Source organism: Nonomuraea sp. NPDC023979, from assembly GCF_040639085.1.
GTDB lineage: Bacteria > Actinomycetota > Actinomycetes > Streptosporangiales > Streptosporangiaceae > Nonomuraea > Nonomuraea ceibae.
Genome location: NZ_JBEZZG010000051.1, coordinates 1 through 14,545, shown reverse-complemented (window position 1 = coordinate 14,545; position 14,545 = coordinate 1). Strand labels below are relative to the sequence as shown.

Genomic DNA, 14,545 nt, shown 5'->3' with positions numbered 1-14,545 from the left:
CGTGTCAGATCAGCCGGGCCCGGGAACCTCTCTAGAGAAGCCGATCACCACGGAGGCGTGCTTGAGCACGAAGGACGCCGTCGCCATCCTCGCAGGGGCCATTCTCGTCGCCGCCGCCGTCAACGGCGCCGGGTCGGCCCCGCCGGCGACCGCCACGAGCCCGCTGGGCAACGTCAGCGGCACCCGGCCCGGCCTGGCGCCGATCACCTCCGCCGAGGACAGGGCGGCCGCCCGGCGCGTGATCGAGCGGGTCCGCGTCGCGGCGCGCGGCTCCAGCTCCGGCTACCGCCGCACCCGTTACGGCGGCAACTGGGCCGACACCGCCTCCGGTGTCCCCTACGCGCGCAACGGCTGCCGCACCCGCGACGACCTGCTGGCCCGCGACGGCCACAATATCCGCTACCGCGCGGGCTCCGACTGCGAGGTCGTCGCCATGGACCTCGTCGACCCCTACACCGGCCAGCGCATCGACTGGAGCAAGCGCGACGCCGACGAGGTGCAGGTGGACCATGTGGTCCCGCTCGCCTACGGCTGGCGGATGGGCGCGCGGCGCTGGCCGATGGGCAAGCGGGTGGCCTTCGCCCAGGACCCGCTCAACCTGCTGCCGGTCAAGGGCAGCGCGAACGAGGCCAAGGACGCCTCCGGCCCGGCGAGCTGGCTGCCGCCCCGGCGGCAGGTGCGCTGCGCGTACGTGACACGGTTCGCGCAGGTGGCCGTCAAGTACGACCTGCCGGTGACGCGGGCCGACAAGACGGCGATGCTACGGCAGTGTCGTTGACGCCGGGTCCAGCCAGTCGAAGCCGCGTGTGAACGTGCGCTCGGCCAGCGCCCGCTGGCCGGCGGCGTTCGGGTGGAAGTAGTCCCACTTGCTCAGGTGGCCGATCGTGAACGGGTAGGAGAAGACCGCGCCGCCGTCGGTCCGGCACGAGGGTCCCATCAGCGCGCACGCCCGCGCGGCCTCGCGGTTGTAGGCGATGACGCGCTCGCGCACGCGGGCCCGCCGGTCGGCGTCGGCCTTCTTGGCGGAGGCGGGGCGGGCCAGCATCGTCTGGCAGATCCGCCCGACGGTCCAGAACGTGCGCGCCAGCGGGTTGTCCTTGCCGACCTGCCAGAGCCTGCGCAGGTCGGGGATGCTCGCGAGGAACACCCGCGCCTGCGGCACGCCGGCTCGCAGCGCGGCCAGGGCGGCGTCGATGCGGCTTCGGTAGACGGAGACGGAGGTCATCTCCCGCTCGGTGCGCTTGCAGGCGTCCTGGGCGCCGATGAGCACGGTGACGTAGTCGGCCTTGGCCTCGATCGCCTGGCGCACCTGGCCCATCAGGTCGGCGCTGGTCGAGCCGGGCACGGCGAAGTTGCGGTTGTGCCCCTTGAGACCGGGGCCGAGGCGCAGCAGCCGGGTGTAGTGGCTGTCGACGGCGGCGTGGTCGCCGGCCGACCAGGACCGGGAGGCGCAGGAGACGTACCAGCCGCAGCTGTTGAAGCCCGACGAGATGGAGTCGCCGAGCGCCGCCATCACGTGGGGCGCCGGCTCCGCCGCGGCGGCGGCGTGCACGGGGCCGGAGGCGGCCAGGACGGCGAGGGCGGCCACGGCGGGCCCCAGGCGACCGATCATGCGGCCAAGGTAGAGAGCAGGTCACGGGCCCGTCCCGGCGTCGGGGTGAGGACTGCCGTGTCGGGACCGAGTTCATATCGCGGCTTGACGTGCGACGCCGGCTCTGGGTGCCCCTCTTTGCGGGTTGTGGCCGTAACGACGCATTCACGGGGGTCCGAGTCGAACGTGTTCAGTTCCCGCATAGAGTGTGTCGAGTGAGTGTCGCGCTCGGAACAACCCGCCCGCTACCGGTTCGCACCACCCCTGTCCGCGACCCCGGTAACCTGCTGGCGTCCCTCCCCAGGACCGCCCCGTACGCCTGGGTGAGGCACGGCGAAGGGCTCGTCGGCTGGGGCGAGGCCGCCCGTGCCGAGGTGCCGCCCGGCCCCGGCCGGTTCACCTGGGCGCGCCGCTGGCTGTCGGCCGTCTTCGCCGGCGCCACCGTCGACGACGCGGTGCGGACGCCGGGCAGCGGCCCGGTGGCCTTCGGCACCTTCACCTTCGACGAGGACGCGCCGGGCTCCACGCTGGTCGTGCCGCAGGCGGTCCTGGCCCGCAAGGGCGGGCAGGCGTGGCTGACGACGATCGGCGAGGACCCGCCGCTGGAGACGTTCACGCCGCTGGCCGACCCGGGCCGCATCAGCTACGGCGACGGCAGCCTGACCGCCCCCGAATGGGAGCACGTGGTGGCGCGGGCGGCGCAGCGCATCCGCGACGGCGAGCTGGAGAAGGTGGTGCTGGCCCGCGACCTGCTGGCGACCGCCGAGCACCCGATCGACGTGCGGCTGCTGCTGATCCGGCTGGCCCGCCGCTACCCGGAGTGCTACACGTTCTCGGTCGCGGGGCTGGTCGGGGCGACGCCGGAGCTGCTGATCCGGCGCACCGGGCAGGAGATCGAGTCGCTGGTGCTGGCAGGCACGACGCCGCGCGGCACCGGCCCGGCCGACGACCTGGCGCGCGGCAGGGCGCTGCTGGCCTCGGCCAAGGACCGGCACGAGCACGAGTGCGCGATCGCCTCCGTCCGCCAGACGCTGGCGCCGCTGTGCTCGTCGCTGCGCACGCCCGACGAGCCGGAGCTGATGGTGCTGCCGAACGTGCAGCACCTGGCCAGCCACGTGAGCGGGCGGCTGGCCGACGGGGCGTCGGTGCTCGACGTGGTCGCCGCGATGCATCCGACGGCGGCGGTCGGCGGCACCCCGACGCGCACCGCTATCCGGGTGATCCGCGAGCTCGAGGGCATGGACCGGGCCGGTTACGCGGGCCCGGTGGGCTGGATCGACGCCCACGGCGACGGCGAGTGGGGCATCGCGCTGCGCTCGGGCATTGTGGAGGGCCGCCAGGCCAGGCTGTTCGCGGGCGGCGGCATCATGGGCGACTCCGACCCGACGGCCGAGCTGGCCGAGGCTCAGGCCAAGTTCCGCGTCATGCAGTACGCGCTGGAGGGCTAGCGGCTCCGTCCTGTCAGCCGCTCTGCCCTGTGCGGTCCGGCACGTGGATGGCCGTGCCGGGGGTGACCCGGGCGCGGCCGGCCGTCAGCGTGGCCACCCAGTCGGTGAAGCCCGCCACCTCGTCCTCCCCGACGGCCACGGCGAACTCGACGCGGGAGCCGTAGGAGACGTCGCGGACCGGGTGGCGTGAGGCGCGCAGGTCGTTCTCGACGCGCCCGGCCTGGTCGTGCGCGACCGACACGCTCATCAGCCGGGCCGGCACCATGCGCGCCACCGCGTGCTCGGCCTCGGCGTGGTCGAGCGTCTCGGTCACGGCGGAGCCGTAGGCGCGCACGAGGCCGCCCGCGCCGAGCAGGATGCCGCCGAAGTAGCGGGTCACGACGGCGACCACGTGGTCGAAGCCGCGCCCGGTCAGGGCCTGCACCATCGGCGTGCCCGCGGTGCCGCCGGGCTCGCCGTCGTCGTCGCCCTTCTGCGCGCCGCCGACCGCGTAGGCGGTGCAGTTGTGGGTGGCCGAGGCGTGCAGGGCGCGCCGTTCGGCGATGAACGCGGCAGCTTCCTCGACCGTCGCGACCGGCGCCATCGCGCAGACGAACCGCGAGCGGCGCGCTTCGGTCTCGTGCTCGACGCGGGTCTTCAGGGTGAGGTACGGCACCGGACAAATCTAGCGAGCGGCTTGCGCGCCGCGAACCGTATGCTGTACGGTACAGCGTACCGAACAATTGAGGAGAACGCTTGAACGACGTCCGGCCCTTCCGCCTCGACACCGCCCAGGCCGAGCTCGACGACCTGCGCGCGCGGCTCGACCGGGTGCGCTGGCCCGACGAGGTCCCCGGTGCCGGCTGGCGCCTGGGCGCGCCGCTCGCCCACGTCAAGGAACTCGCCGCCCGCTGGCGCGACGGCTACGACTGGCGGGCCGCCGAGACCGAGATCAACCGGCACGACCAGTACGTCACCGAGATCGACGGCCAGCGGATCCACTTCCTGCACGTGCGCTCGGCCGACCCCGGCGCCACGCCGCTGCTGATCACCCACGGCTGGCCCAGCTCGCCGGTGGAGTACCTCGACGTCATCGAGCCGCTCAGCCGCGACTTCCACCTGGTGATCCCGTCCCTGCCCGGCTACGGGCTGTCGGGCCCCACGACCGAGATGGACTGGGGCTCCACCCGCATCGCCGGGGCGTGGCTGGAGCTGATGACCCGGCTCGGCTACGACCGGTTCGGCGTCCAGGGCGGCGACTGGGGCACCTGGATCTCCCGCGAGGTCGGCGTGCTGGCCCCCGAGCGGGTGATCGGCATGCACGGCAACGGGATCATCTGCTTCCCGATCGGCGCCCCGGGCGAGCTCGACGGGCTCACCGAGGTCGAGCGGGAGCGGCTGGCCTTCCGTGAGAGCTACCTGACCGAGCAGTACGGTTACAAGCTCATCCAGTCGGCCCGCCCGCAGACGTTCGCCTACGGCATGGCCGACTCCCCCGTGGCGCTGCTGTCGTGGTTCGCGAGCGTCTACCACGAGTGGAGCGACGGCGGCATCGACCCCGACCGGTTGCTCACGACCACGACGATCTACTGGCTGACCAACACGGCCGGATCGGCGGCGCGCTCGTTCGTCGAGACGCCCGACACCGAGCAGGACACCAGCGTGGAGTGGGAGCTCAAGCCCGCCACCGTGCCCACCTCGATCTCGGTGTTCCCCAAGGACGTGCTGCGGCCGATCCGCCGCTTCGCCGAGCGTGACAACAACATCGTCGGCTGGGTGGAGCACGAGCGCGGCGGCACGTTCGCCGCCCTGGAGCGGCCGGAGGAGTTCACCGCCGACGTGCGGGCGTTCTTCCAGTCGCTGCGCTGAGCACTGCTCACTCGCCTGGCCTGTGCACCCCGCACAGGCCGGGCGGCGGGGGTCGGCATACGGTCGGTCCATGAGCTATCGCGTCGCCATGGACATCGGCGGCACCTTCACCGACGTCGTCTGCTACGACGAGCGGACCGGGGCCGTCACCGCGTCGAAGGCGCCCACCACGCCGGGCGACCTGGCCGAGGGCGTCTTCGCCGCGCTGGGCCGGGTCGTGGACGACCCGTCGGCCATCTCGTTCTTCGTGCACGGCACCACCCAGGGCCTAAATGCGCTGCTGGAGCGCAAGGGCGCCCGGGTGCTGCTGCTGGCGAGCGAGGGCGGCGGCGACGTCTACCGGATCGCCCGGGGCAACCGCGACCGCATGTTCGACCTGCGCTACCGCAAGCCCACCCCGCTGGTGCCGCCCGGCGACGTCATGGAGGCGGGCGGGCGGCTCGACTGGCGCGGCGCGGAGCTCGTACCCCTGGACGAGGAGGCGGTGCGGCGGGCCGGGCGGCGGGCCCGCGAGGAGGGCTTCGACGCGGTGGCCGTGTGCCTGCTGTTCTCCTACGCCGATCCGGCGCACGAGATCAGGGCGGGCGAGATCCTGGCCGAGGAGCTCGGCGAGGACGTGCTCGTGGTGCTCTCGCACGAGGTCGCGCGCGAGTGGCGCGAGTACGAGCGGACCTCCTCGGCCGTGCTGGAGGCCTACACCGGGCCGGTGGTGCGCCGCTACCTGGCCGACATCGAGCGGCGCTTCGCCGGGCGCGGCCTGACCGTGCCGGTGCACGTCATGCAGTCGTCCGGCGGGCTGGTCAACGCCTCCTACGCGATGCGCCGGCCGCTGCAGACGCTGCTGTCGGGGCCGGTCGGCGGCACGATGGGCGGCGTGGCGGCGGCCCGGCTGCTGGGCGGACGGCGCAACGTCATCTGCGTGGACATGGGCGGCACCTCGTTCGACGTGTCGCTGGTCGTGGACGGCCGGCCCGACGTCAGCTCCGAGGCGCGCATCGAGGGCTTCCCGGTGCTCATGCCGATCGTCAACCTGCACACCATCGGCGCGGGCGGCGGCTCGCTGGCCTACGCCGAGGCCGGGGCGCTGCGGGTCGGCCCCGAGTCGGCCGGTGCGGTGCCCGGACCCGCCTGCTACGGCCGGGGCGGCACCCGGGCGACCGTCACCGACGCGAACGTGGCGCTGGGCCGGGTGGATCCGGCCTGGTTCGCCGGGGGGCTCATGACGCTGGACGCCGAGGCCGCCGGGGCGGCGGTCGCGGAGCTGGCCGGCGAGCTGGACCTGGACCCGCTGCGGCTGGCCGAGGGCATCTGCGACGTGGCCAACGCCAAGATGGCGCAGGCGATCCGGACGCTCACGGTGGAGCACGGGGTGGAGCCGCGCGAGTTCTCGCTGGTCGCCTTCGGCGGGGCGGGGGCCATGCACGCGGTGTTCATCGCCCGCGAGCTGGGCATCGGCGAGGTCGTCATCCCGCGCTTCCCCGGCGCGTTCTCGGCGTGGGGGATGCTGGAGGCGGACGTGCGGCGGGACCTGACGCGGCCGTACTTCCGGCCGCAGGACACGCTCGACGGCCCCGACATGTCCCAGAATTTCGCCTCATTGGAGGCGGAGGCGTTGGACGCGCTCACCGCCCAGGGCGTCCCCGCCGACCGCCGCCGCGTCGAGCACGCCGTCGACATGCGCTACGAGGGCCAGGACTACACGCTCACCATCCCGCTGCTCGACGCCGCCGAACCCGCCCGCCCCGGCTTCCTCGCCGCGATCGCGGCCCGCTACGCCGAGGCGCACACCAGCCGCTACGGGCACGCCACCCCGGAGGCGCCCGTCGAGTTCGTCATGCTGCGCAGCACCGGCTTCGGCTCCTTCCCCCGCACCGACGCCGCCGCCGCGGAACCCCCCGCCCCGGCCGAGCCCGCCGTCCGGGACGTGATCTTCGACGGCGAGGTGCACGCCACCCCGGTGCTGCGCCGCGCCGGACTGTCCGGCTCCTTCGCCGGGCCCGCGATCGTGGTCGAGGAGACCGCCACCACGGTCGTCCCGCCCGGCTGCCTGGCGAGCGTCGACGACAACGGATTCCTCATCGTGAAGGTGGAGGCCCACCAGTGATCGACCCCATCACCACGGAGATCATCCGCTGCGCCCTGCTGCAGGCCGCGGAGGACATGAACACCACCCTCATCCGCAGCTCCTACACCCCCGTCATCTACGAGGCCAAGGACTGCGCCGTCGCCCTGCTCGACCGCGACCACCACGTGCTCGGCCAGTCGTCCGGCCTGCCGATCTTCCTGGGCAACCTGGAGGTGTGCACCCGCGAGACCGAGCGCCGGTACGGCCGCGACGTGTGGCGCGAGGGCGACGTGTGGGTGCTCAACGACTCCTACATCGGCGGCACCCACCTCAACGACGTCACCGTCTACGGCCCGATCTTCGCCGACGGGGAGCTGGCCGGGTTCGCCGCCTCCCGCGCCCACTGGCTCGACGTCGGCTCCAAGGACCCCGGCGGGTCGATGGACTCCACCTCCATCTTCCAGGAGGGGCTGCGGCTCGGCCCGGTCAAGGTGTACGAGGGCGGGCAGCCCTGCCGCGACCTGCACGAGGTCATCGGCCGCAACGTACGCTTCCCGCACGCCACGCTCGGCGACCTGCGCGCCCAGGTGAGCTGCGCGATGACCGGGCAGCGGCGGCTGCGCGAGATCGTCACCCGGTGGGGCCTCGACACCGTCATGGCCGCCCGCGACGAGATCTTCGCCCAGACCGAGCGGCTGGAGCGCGCCGCCATCGCCGCCATCCCCGACGGCCGCTACGAGGCGTCCGGGTTCCTCGACAACGACGGCATCGACCTCGGCACGCCGCTGCCCGTGACCGTCCGGGTGACGGTGTCCGGCGAGTCGATCGCCGTGGACCTCACCGACTGCGCCGACCAGGCCACCGGCCCGGTCAACTGCGGCGCCGCCCAGGCCGTCGCCGCCGTCCGCGTCGGCTACAAGCTGCTCGTCTCCGGCGACGTGCCGCTCAACGGCGGCTCCTTCCGGCCGCTCACCGTCGAGACCCGGCCCGGCTCGATGCTGGCCGCCGAGTCGCCCGCCGCCTGCCAGTACTACTACTCCCACCTCGGGCTGCTCATCGACCTGGTCGTCAAGGCGCTCGCCCCGGTGCTGCCGGACAAGGCCGCCGCCGCCTCCTACGGCGACTCCATGATCGTCCAGTTCACCGGGACCGACCCGCGCACCGGCAAGCTGTACGTCTCCCAGGAGGCCACCGTCGGCGGCTGGGGCGCCTGGGAGGGCGGCGACGGCGAGACCGCGCTGATCAACAACGTCAACGGGTCGCTGCGCGACATGCCGATCGAGGTCCTGGAGACGCTCTTCCCCGTCCGCGTCACCCGGTACGAGATCCGTCCCGGCACCGGCGGCGCCGGGCGCTGGCGGGGCGGCGACGGCGTGGTCCGCGAGTACGAGTTCTGCGGCGACACCTCCCTCTCGCTGTGGTTCGAGCGTTCCGTGACGCCCGCGTGGGGGCTGGCGGGCGGCGAGGACGGCGCTCCCCCGCGCGTCACGCTCAACCCGGGCACCCCAGGCGAGCGCGCCATGCTCAAGGCCAACGCCGTCCCCGTCAGGGCCGGTGACGTGCTGCGCTGCGAGTCCGGCGGCGGAGGCGGCTACGGCCCCGCCCAGGGCTGACCAGCCCGCCCGGGCCGCGGCCCGTACCGGCCGGTTCCCCTCGGCGGCGCGGCCCGCGGCGGTGAATGCGGTGGTGAATACGGCGGTGAATACAGTGGCGTCATGACCCGCGAAACCCCCGCCGCGAAGCGGCGCCGCCGCGAGCAGCTCAGCGACTTCCTGCGCGCCCGCCGGGCCCGGCTCACGCCCGGCGACGTCGGGATGGCGAGCGCGGGCCGGCGGCGCACGCCGGGCCTGCGGCGCGAGGAGGTCGCCGTGCTCGCCGGGGTCGGCGTGTCCTGGTACACCTGGCTGGAGCAGGGCCGCGACATCAACGTCTCCACCGAGGTGCTCGACGCGATCGCCCGCGCGCTGCGGCTGAGCGACCCCGAGCGCGTCCACCTCTACCTGCTGGCCGGGCTCAACCCGCCACGGCCCGGCGGCGGGCGCGACACCGAGGTCTCACCGGAGCTGCGGCACCTGCTCGACGCGTGGATGCCGCGCCCGGCGATCCTGCGCGATCGCTACTGGAACCTGCTCGCGATCAACGACGCGACCCGTACGGTGTTCGGCTACGACGACGTCGACCACAACTGCCTGGTCTCGTTCTTCACCAACGCCCGCTACCGGGGCATGCACGTGCAGTGGGAGTCGGCCGCCCCGGCCGTCGTGGCCGCCTTCCGCGCCACCACGGCCCACTTCACCGACGACCCCGAGTTCGACCGGGTGGTCGGCGAGCTGAGCGCGGCCAGCCCCGAGTTCGCCGAGCTGTGGGCGCGCCACGAGGTCGGCTCCCCGCCCCAGACGGTCAAGGCGGTGCGCCACCCCGAGGCCGGCGACCTGTTCTTCGACACCACCACCCTGGCCGTCACCGACCGGCCGCACTGGTATCTGGAGCTGTACAACCCGCGCGCCGGCACCGGGACCGCCGGCCGGGTCGAACGGCTGCTGGGCGACCGGCTCGCCGCCCACGCCTGACCGTCCCGCCGCAGGGTGGTGGTGTCACTCCCCGGACAGCCGCGCACTGTCTGCCCGCCCCGCCGGTCGGCACGCTGGGTCCCATGACACAGCAGACCTCCAGGTTCACCGGCAAGATCGCGCTCATCACCGGCGGCGGCAGCGGCATGGGACTCGCCACCGCGCGCAGGCTGCTCGACGAGGGCGCCGACGTGGTCATCACCGGCCGCGACCAGGCCCGGCTCGACGCCGCCGCCCGGCAGCTCGGCGGCGGCGACCGCGTCCTGGCGCTGCGCGGCGACGCCGCGAGCCCCGCCGACCTCGACACGATCGCCGACGCCGTACGGGACCGGCACGGGCGGCTGGACGTGCTCTTCGCCAACGCCGGCATCGCCGCGTTCCAGCCGCCCGGCGACGTCACCGAGGCCGCCTTCGACCACATCTTCGGCATCAACGTCAAAGGCGTGTTCTTCACCGTCCAGAAGAGCCTCCCGCTGCTCACCGACGGGGCCGCGATCGTCGTCAACGCGTCGTGGACGCTGCACCGCGGCCTGGCCGGCGGCTCCCTCTACGCCGCGACCAAGGCCGCGGCGCACAACCTGGCCCGCACGCTCGCGGCCGACCTGGCGCCGCGCGGCATCCGGGTCAACTCCGTGAGCCCCGGCTACATCGAGACCCCGATGTTCCACGGCAACGTCACCGCCGAGACGCGGGCCGCGGTGGTCGCCGCGGTGCCCGCGGGGCGGATCGGCACCGCCGAGGACGTGGCGGCCGCCGTCGCCTTCCTGGCCTCCGACGAGGCGTCCTACGTCAACGGGCAGGACCTCGTCATCGACGGCGGCCTCGTCGCCACGGCCTCCGGGCTGTAGCGCGGGCCCCAGGATCGGCCCGGGGGTCAGGCCCGGCCGCGGAACACCTCGACGAGGCTGGCGTAGCTGGTGCCGGCGTGGCCGCCCTCGATCGCGCGCTCGGTCAGGGCCTGGATGCGGGCGGGCCACTCGGTGTCCACGCCCGCCGCCGCGCTCTCCCGGACCAGGTACTTCATCGTGGCCAGATGGGTCTCCAGCGTGGCGTCCTCCGCCGGGTAGGCGCCCCGGTCGATCTGGGCGGCGTACGCGGTGATGAACCCCGTCACGCTGCCCACCCACTGCGTGGCGAACGGCGCGAACGCCGACGCCTCGACCTTGGCCTCACCCAGCAGCGCGGCGCCGTGCAGGAACGCGTTCAGCGTGCCCCACATGACGCCGAGCAGCGCCACGTCGTACAGCGACGCCAGCCCCGGGTCGGTGCCGAAGAACGTCGCGGTGCCGAGCCGCCCCAGGCTGTCACGATGCCGGTCGAACGCCTCCTGCGAGCCGCTGAACAGCAGGAACGCCTCCGGGCTGCCGATCACCTCGGGGACCGCCATGATCGCGCCGTCCACGTAGGAGGCCGTCAGCGCCGCCAGCTCGCGGGCCTCGCCGGACGTGCCGGACGTCAGGTTGACCAGCGTCCGGCCGGCCAGCTCGGCCCGGTGCGCGCCGAGCGTGTCGCGCACCGCGTCCGCGTCGGTGAGGCAGACGACCACCAGGGAGCTCGCCCGCACGGCGTCCGCCACGGAGGGCGCGAGCACGGCCCCGCGCTCGACCAGGCCGGCGGCCTTGCCGGGCGTGCGGTTCCACACGGTGGTCGGGTGGCCCGCCGCGAGGAAGGCGGCGGCCAGGGCCTGGCCCATGAGGCCGAGGCCGATGACAGTAACGGATTCATCAGGTGTGTTCGTCATGGCTCCACTGTGCGGGAGGGGGGTTCCGGACGGTCTCCGGAAAGGTTGTGGGTAACGTTGCGGCGTGCGTTTCGGAGTGCTGGGCCCCCTGGAGGTGCGGACGTCGGGCGGGGAGCCCGTCCACGTCCCCGAGGCGAGGATCCGCACCCTGCTGGCCGCGCTCCTGGTCCACCGGGGCCACGCCGTCTCCGTGGACCGGCTCGCCGACGTCCTGTGGGGCGACGCGCCCCCTGCCGGCGCCGTGCGCACGCTGCGGTCCAAGGTGTCGCTGCTGCGGCGCGTCCTGGAGGACGCCGAGCCCGGCGGGCACGACCTGATCGAGTCCCGGCCGTCGGCGTACCTGCTGCGGGCCGACGGCGACGCCGTCGACGCCGGGCGCTTCGAGACGCTGCTGCGCCGCGCGTACGGGATCACCGGCGACCCGCGCGCGAAGGCGCGGCTGCTGGGTGAGGCCGTCGGCCTGTGGCGGGGCACGGCCGCGTTCGCCGAGCACGCCGACGAGGAGTTCGCCCGCGCCGAGGCCCGGCGGCTGGAGGAGCAGCGGCTGGCCGCGATGGAGGAGCTCGCCGTCGCCCGGCTCGACCTCGGCGAGCACGCCGCGGTCGCGGCCGAGCTGGGCGGGCTCGTCGCCGCCCACCCGCTGCGCGAGCGGCTCCGGCACGCGCACGTCCGCGCCCTGTACCTCGCGGGCCGCCAGGACGAGGCCCTGGCCGGCCTCGCCGAGCTGCGCGAACGCCTGCGCGACGACCTCGGCCTCGACCCCGGCCCCGACCTGGCCCGCCTCCACGAGGCGATCCTCCGCCAGGACCCCGCCCTCACCCCCGCCCCCGACCCCGACGCTGCCGGCTTCGCCGACGGGACGGGGGCGCGGGCCCGGGGGAACCTGCCCGCGCCGCTGACCGGGCTGATCGGCCGGGAGGAGGAGGTGCGCCGCATCGGCGCGCTGCTCGCCGACGAGCGGCTGATCACGCTGACCGGCGCGGGCGGCGTCGGCAAGACGCGGCTGGCGCTGGAGGCGGCCGGGCAGGTCGCCGCCCGCCACCCCGACGGGGCCTGGCTGGTGGAGCTCGCCCCCGCGCGCACCGCCACCGAGGTGCACGAGGCCGTGGCGGCGGTGCTCGGCCTGCGCGACGACGTCCGCGCCCCCGCCCGCTCCCGGCCCGGCCGCCTCGCCGACGCCCTCGCCGGCCGCGACCTCCTGCTCGTCCTGGACAACTGCGAACACGTCGTCGAGCCCGTCGCCGAGCTGACCACGCGCCTGCTGCGCGCCGCCCCCGCCCTGCGCGTCCTGGCCACCAGCCAGGAGCCGCTCGCCGTCGCGGGTGAGCGCCTGTGGCCCGTCGCCCCGCTGTCCCTGCCCGATCCGTACGACGAGCGCCCCGAACGCTCGGACGCGGTGCGGCTCTTCGTCGCCCGCGCCACCGCCGCCGACCCGGGCTTCCGCCTGGGACCGGGCGACGCGGAGGCGGTGGCCACGATCTGCCGCCGCCTCGACGGCATCCCGCTCGCTCTGGAGATGGCCGCCGCGCGGGTGCGCGCCATGCCCGTCACCGATCTCGCCGCCCGCCTCGACGACCGCTTCCGCCTGCTGACCGCGACCCTGCGCGGCGCCCCGGCACGGCAGCGCACGCTGCGCGCGGCCATCGACTGGAGCTGGGGCCTGCTCAGCGAGCCGGAGCGGATCGTGCTGCGCCGCCTGGCCGTCTGCGCCGACGGCTGCACCCTGGAGGCGGCCGAGGCCGTCTGCGCGGGCGGGCCGGTGGGCCGTGACGACGTGTTCGGCCTGCTCGCCCGGCTGGTCGACCGGTCCCTCGTGCATCAGCGCGAGGGCCGCTACCGGCTGCTGGAGTCGGTCGCCGCCTACTGCGCGGAGCGCCTGGCCGGAGCCGGTGACGACGACCGGGCCACGCGCGACCGCCACCTCGCCCACTACACCGCCTTCGCCGAGCACGCCGACGCCCGGCTGCGCGGCCCCGAGCAGCGCCTGTGGCTGCGGCGGCTGGAGGGCGAGACGGCCAACACCCGCGCCGCCCTCGCCCACGCCGCCCGGACGAACCCCAGCACCAGCCCCGGCACCGGCACCGGCACCGGCACCAGCCTCGGCACCGGGACTGGCGTCAGGACCGGTGGCGGTGCCGCGTTGCGGCTGGTCGGCGCGCTGGCCTGGTTCTGGTTCCTGCGGGGCCGGTTCGCCGAGGCGCGGCGCTCGTTCGACCTGGCGCTGTCGACCGGCGGCGGCCCGGAGCTGAAGGCGGCCGCCCGCGCCTGGCGGGCGGGCATGTCCCTGTTCCTCCTGGACGCCGACGACCCGGGCGAGACCGGCGAGGCGGGCAGCCGGGCCGCGCTCAAGCTGTACGACACGGTCGCCGACCCGGCCGGGCAGGCTCGGGCGCGCTGGTTCGTGGCGCTGGCCAGGGCCGGGTTCGGCGACCCCGGCGTGCCGCTCCGCCTGGCCGGGCTGGCCCACGACGCCTTCGACGCCCTGGGCGACCAGTGGGGGGCCGCCGCCGCCCTGTCGGTCCGCGCCGAGGTCCATCTCTACCAGGGCAGGGCCGTCGAGGCGGACGCGGACGCCCGCCGGGCGCGGGCGCTCTTCCGCGACGTCGGCGACGGCTGGGGCCTGCTCCAGACCGCCTACGTCCTGGGCGACCTGGCCGAGATGTCCGGCGACTACGGCGAGGCAGGGCGCCTGCGCGAGGAGGGGCACCGGCTCGCCCGCGACCTGGAGCTGTGGAGCGACGCCTCCAAGATGCTGTCCAGGCTGGGCCGCACCGCCATCCTCACCGGCGACCTCGACCACGCCCGCGACCTGCACGAACGCGCCCGCCGGCTGGCCGCGGCCCACGCCTACCGGCGCGGCGAGGAGTTCGCCGAGGTCGGCCTCGGGATCGTGGCCCGCCGCCAGGGCCGCTTCGACGACGCCGAGGCCCACCTGCGCGCCTGGCTCGACTGGTGCCGCCGCTGGGAGGGCGACCACGGGACGGCGTTCATCCTGGCGGAGCTCGGCTTCATCGCCGAACAGCGCGGCGACGCCGCCGCCGCGCTGGCGCTCCACCGGGAGGGGCTCGGCCACGCCCGCCGCACCGGCGACCCGCGCGCGCTCGCCCTCGCCTGCGAAGGGCTGGCCGGCGCCGCGGCCCTCGCCGGTGACCACACCCGGGCGGCCCGGCTGCTCGGCGCCGCCGCCGCGGCCCGCGACGCGGTCCCCGCCCCCCAGCCCCCCGCCGAGCGCGCCGGCGGCGACCGCCTCACGCGGGCCGGCAGGGGGGCACCCACCCCCCA

At 75.0% G+C, this 14,545-nt stretch carries 11 protein-coding genes; 8 read left to right on the top strand and 3 right to left on the bottom strand.

The genetic code is table 11. From position 1 onward, the window contains the following. The first annotated feature begins 61 nt into the window (after positions 1 to 61). Positions 62 to 778, top strand: a complete 717-nt coding sequence (locus AB0G11_RS46010; RefSeq protein ID WP_357593396.1) for an HNH endonuclease family protein — start codon at positions 62 to 64, stop codon at positions 776 to 778. Here the strand turns inward: AB0G11_RS46010 and AB0G11_RS46005 are convergent. Continuing rightward, entirely contained in the window at positions 761 to 1,612 is an 852-nt protein-coding gene (locus tag AB0G11_RS46005; protein WP_219508076.1) for a GDSL-type esterase/lipase family protein, read from the bottom strand. The two genes, AB0G11_RS46010 and AB0G11_RS46005, sit on opposite strands and share 18 nt — an antisense overlap. Before the next feature lie 194 nt (positions 1,613 to 1,806). Between AB0G11_RS46005 and AB0G11_RS46000 the strand changes: the two genes are divergently transcribed. Then, positions 1,807 to 3,039, top strand: a complete 1,233-nt coding sequence (locus tag AB0G11_RS46000; RefSeq protein ID WP_357593394.1) for an isochorismate synthase — start codon at positions 1,807 to 1,809, stop codon at positions 3,037 to 3,039. Between the two features lie 13 nt (positions 3,040 to 3,052). On the opposite strand, the gene AB0G11_RS45995 is transcribed toward AB0G11_RS46000, so the two are convergent. After that, entirely contained in the window at positions 3,053 to 3,694 is a 642-nt protein-coding gene (locus tag AB0G11_RS45995; RefSeq protein ID WP_357593392.1) for a YigZ family protein, read from the bottom strand. A gap of 80 nt (positions 3,695 to 3,774) precedes the next feature. Here AB0G11_RS45995 and AB0G11_RS45990 point away from each other — a divergent pair, with 80 nt between their 5' ends. The 5 genes from AB0G11_RS45990 (at position 3,775) to AB0G11_RS45970 (ending at position 10,370) form a co-directional block, all read left to right on the top strand. Continuing rightward, entirely contained in the window at positions 3,775 to 4,887 is a 1,113-nt protein-coding gene (locus AB0G11_RS45990) for an epoxide hydrolase family protein (protein ID WP_357593390.1), read from the top strand. 70 nt (positions 4,888 to 4,957) lie between these two features. Then, on the top strand, positions 4,958 to 6,991 hold the full coding sequence (locus AB0G11_RS45985) for a hydantoinase/oxoprolinase family protein (RefSeq protein ID WP_357593388.1): 2,034 nt from the start codon (positions 4,958 to 4,960) through the stop codon (positions 6,989 to 6,991). Continuing rightward, positions 6,988 to 8,565, top strand: a complete 1,578-nt coding sequence (locus tag AB0G11_RS45980; RefSeq protein WP_219508062.1) for a hydantoinase B/oxoprolinase family protein — start codon at positions 6,988 to 6,990, stop codon at positions 8,563 to 8,565. The genes AB0G11_RS45985 and AB0G11_RS45980 overlap by 4 nt, the downstream gene beginning before the upstream one ends. A gap of 102 nt (positions 8,566 to 8,667) precedes the next feature. Further along, entirely contained in the window at positions 8,668 to 9,522 is an 855-nt protein-coding gene (locus AB0G11_RS45975) for a helix-turn-helix transcriptional regulator (protein WP_219508061.1), read from the top strand. Between the two features lie 83 nt (positions 9,523 to 9,605). Further along, a complete protein-coding gene (locus AB0G11_RS45970) occupies positions 9,606 to 10,370 on the top strand; it encodes a glucose 1-dehydrogenase (protein WP_219508060.1) in 765 nt (254 codons plus the stop codon). 26 nt (positions 10,371 to 10,396) lie between these two features. On the opposite strand, the gene AB0G11_RS45965 is transcribed toward AB0G11_RS45970, so the two are convergent. Beyond that, a complete protein-coding gene (locus AB0G11_RS45965) occupies positions 10,397 to 11,263 on the bottom strand; it encodes an NAD(P)-binding domain-containing protein (protein ID WP_357593386.1) in 867 nt (288 codons plus the stop codon). Between the two features lie 64 nt (positions 11,264 to 11,327). On the opposite strand from AB0G11_RS45965, the gene AB0G11_RS45960 reads away from it, so the two are divergent. Then, positions 11,328 to 14,545, top strand: a 3,218-nt coding sequence (locus AB0G11_RS45960) for a BTAD domain-containing putative transcriptional regulator (protein WP_357593384.1), incomplete at its 3' end; no start/stop codon positions are given.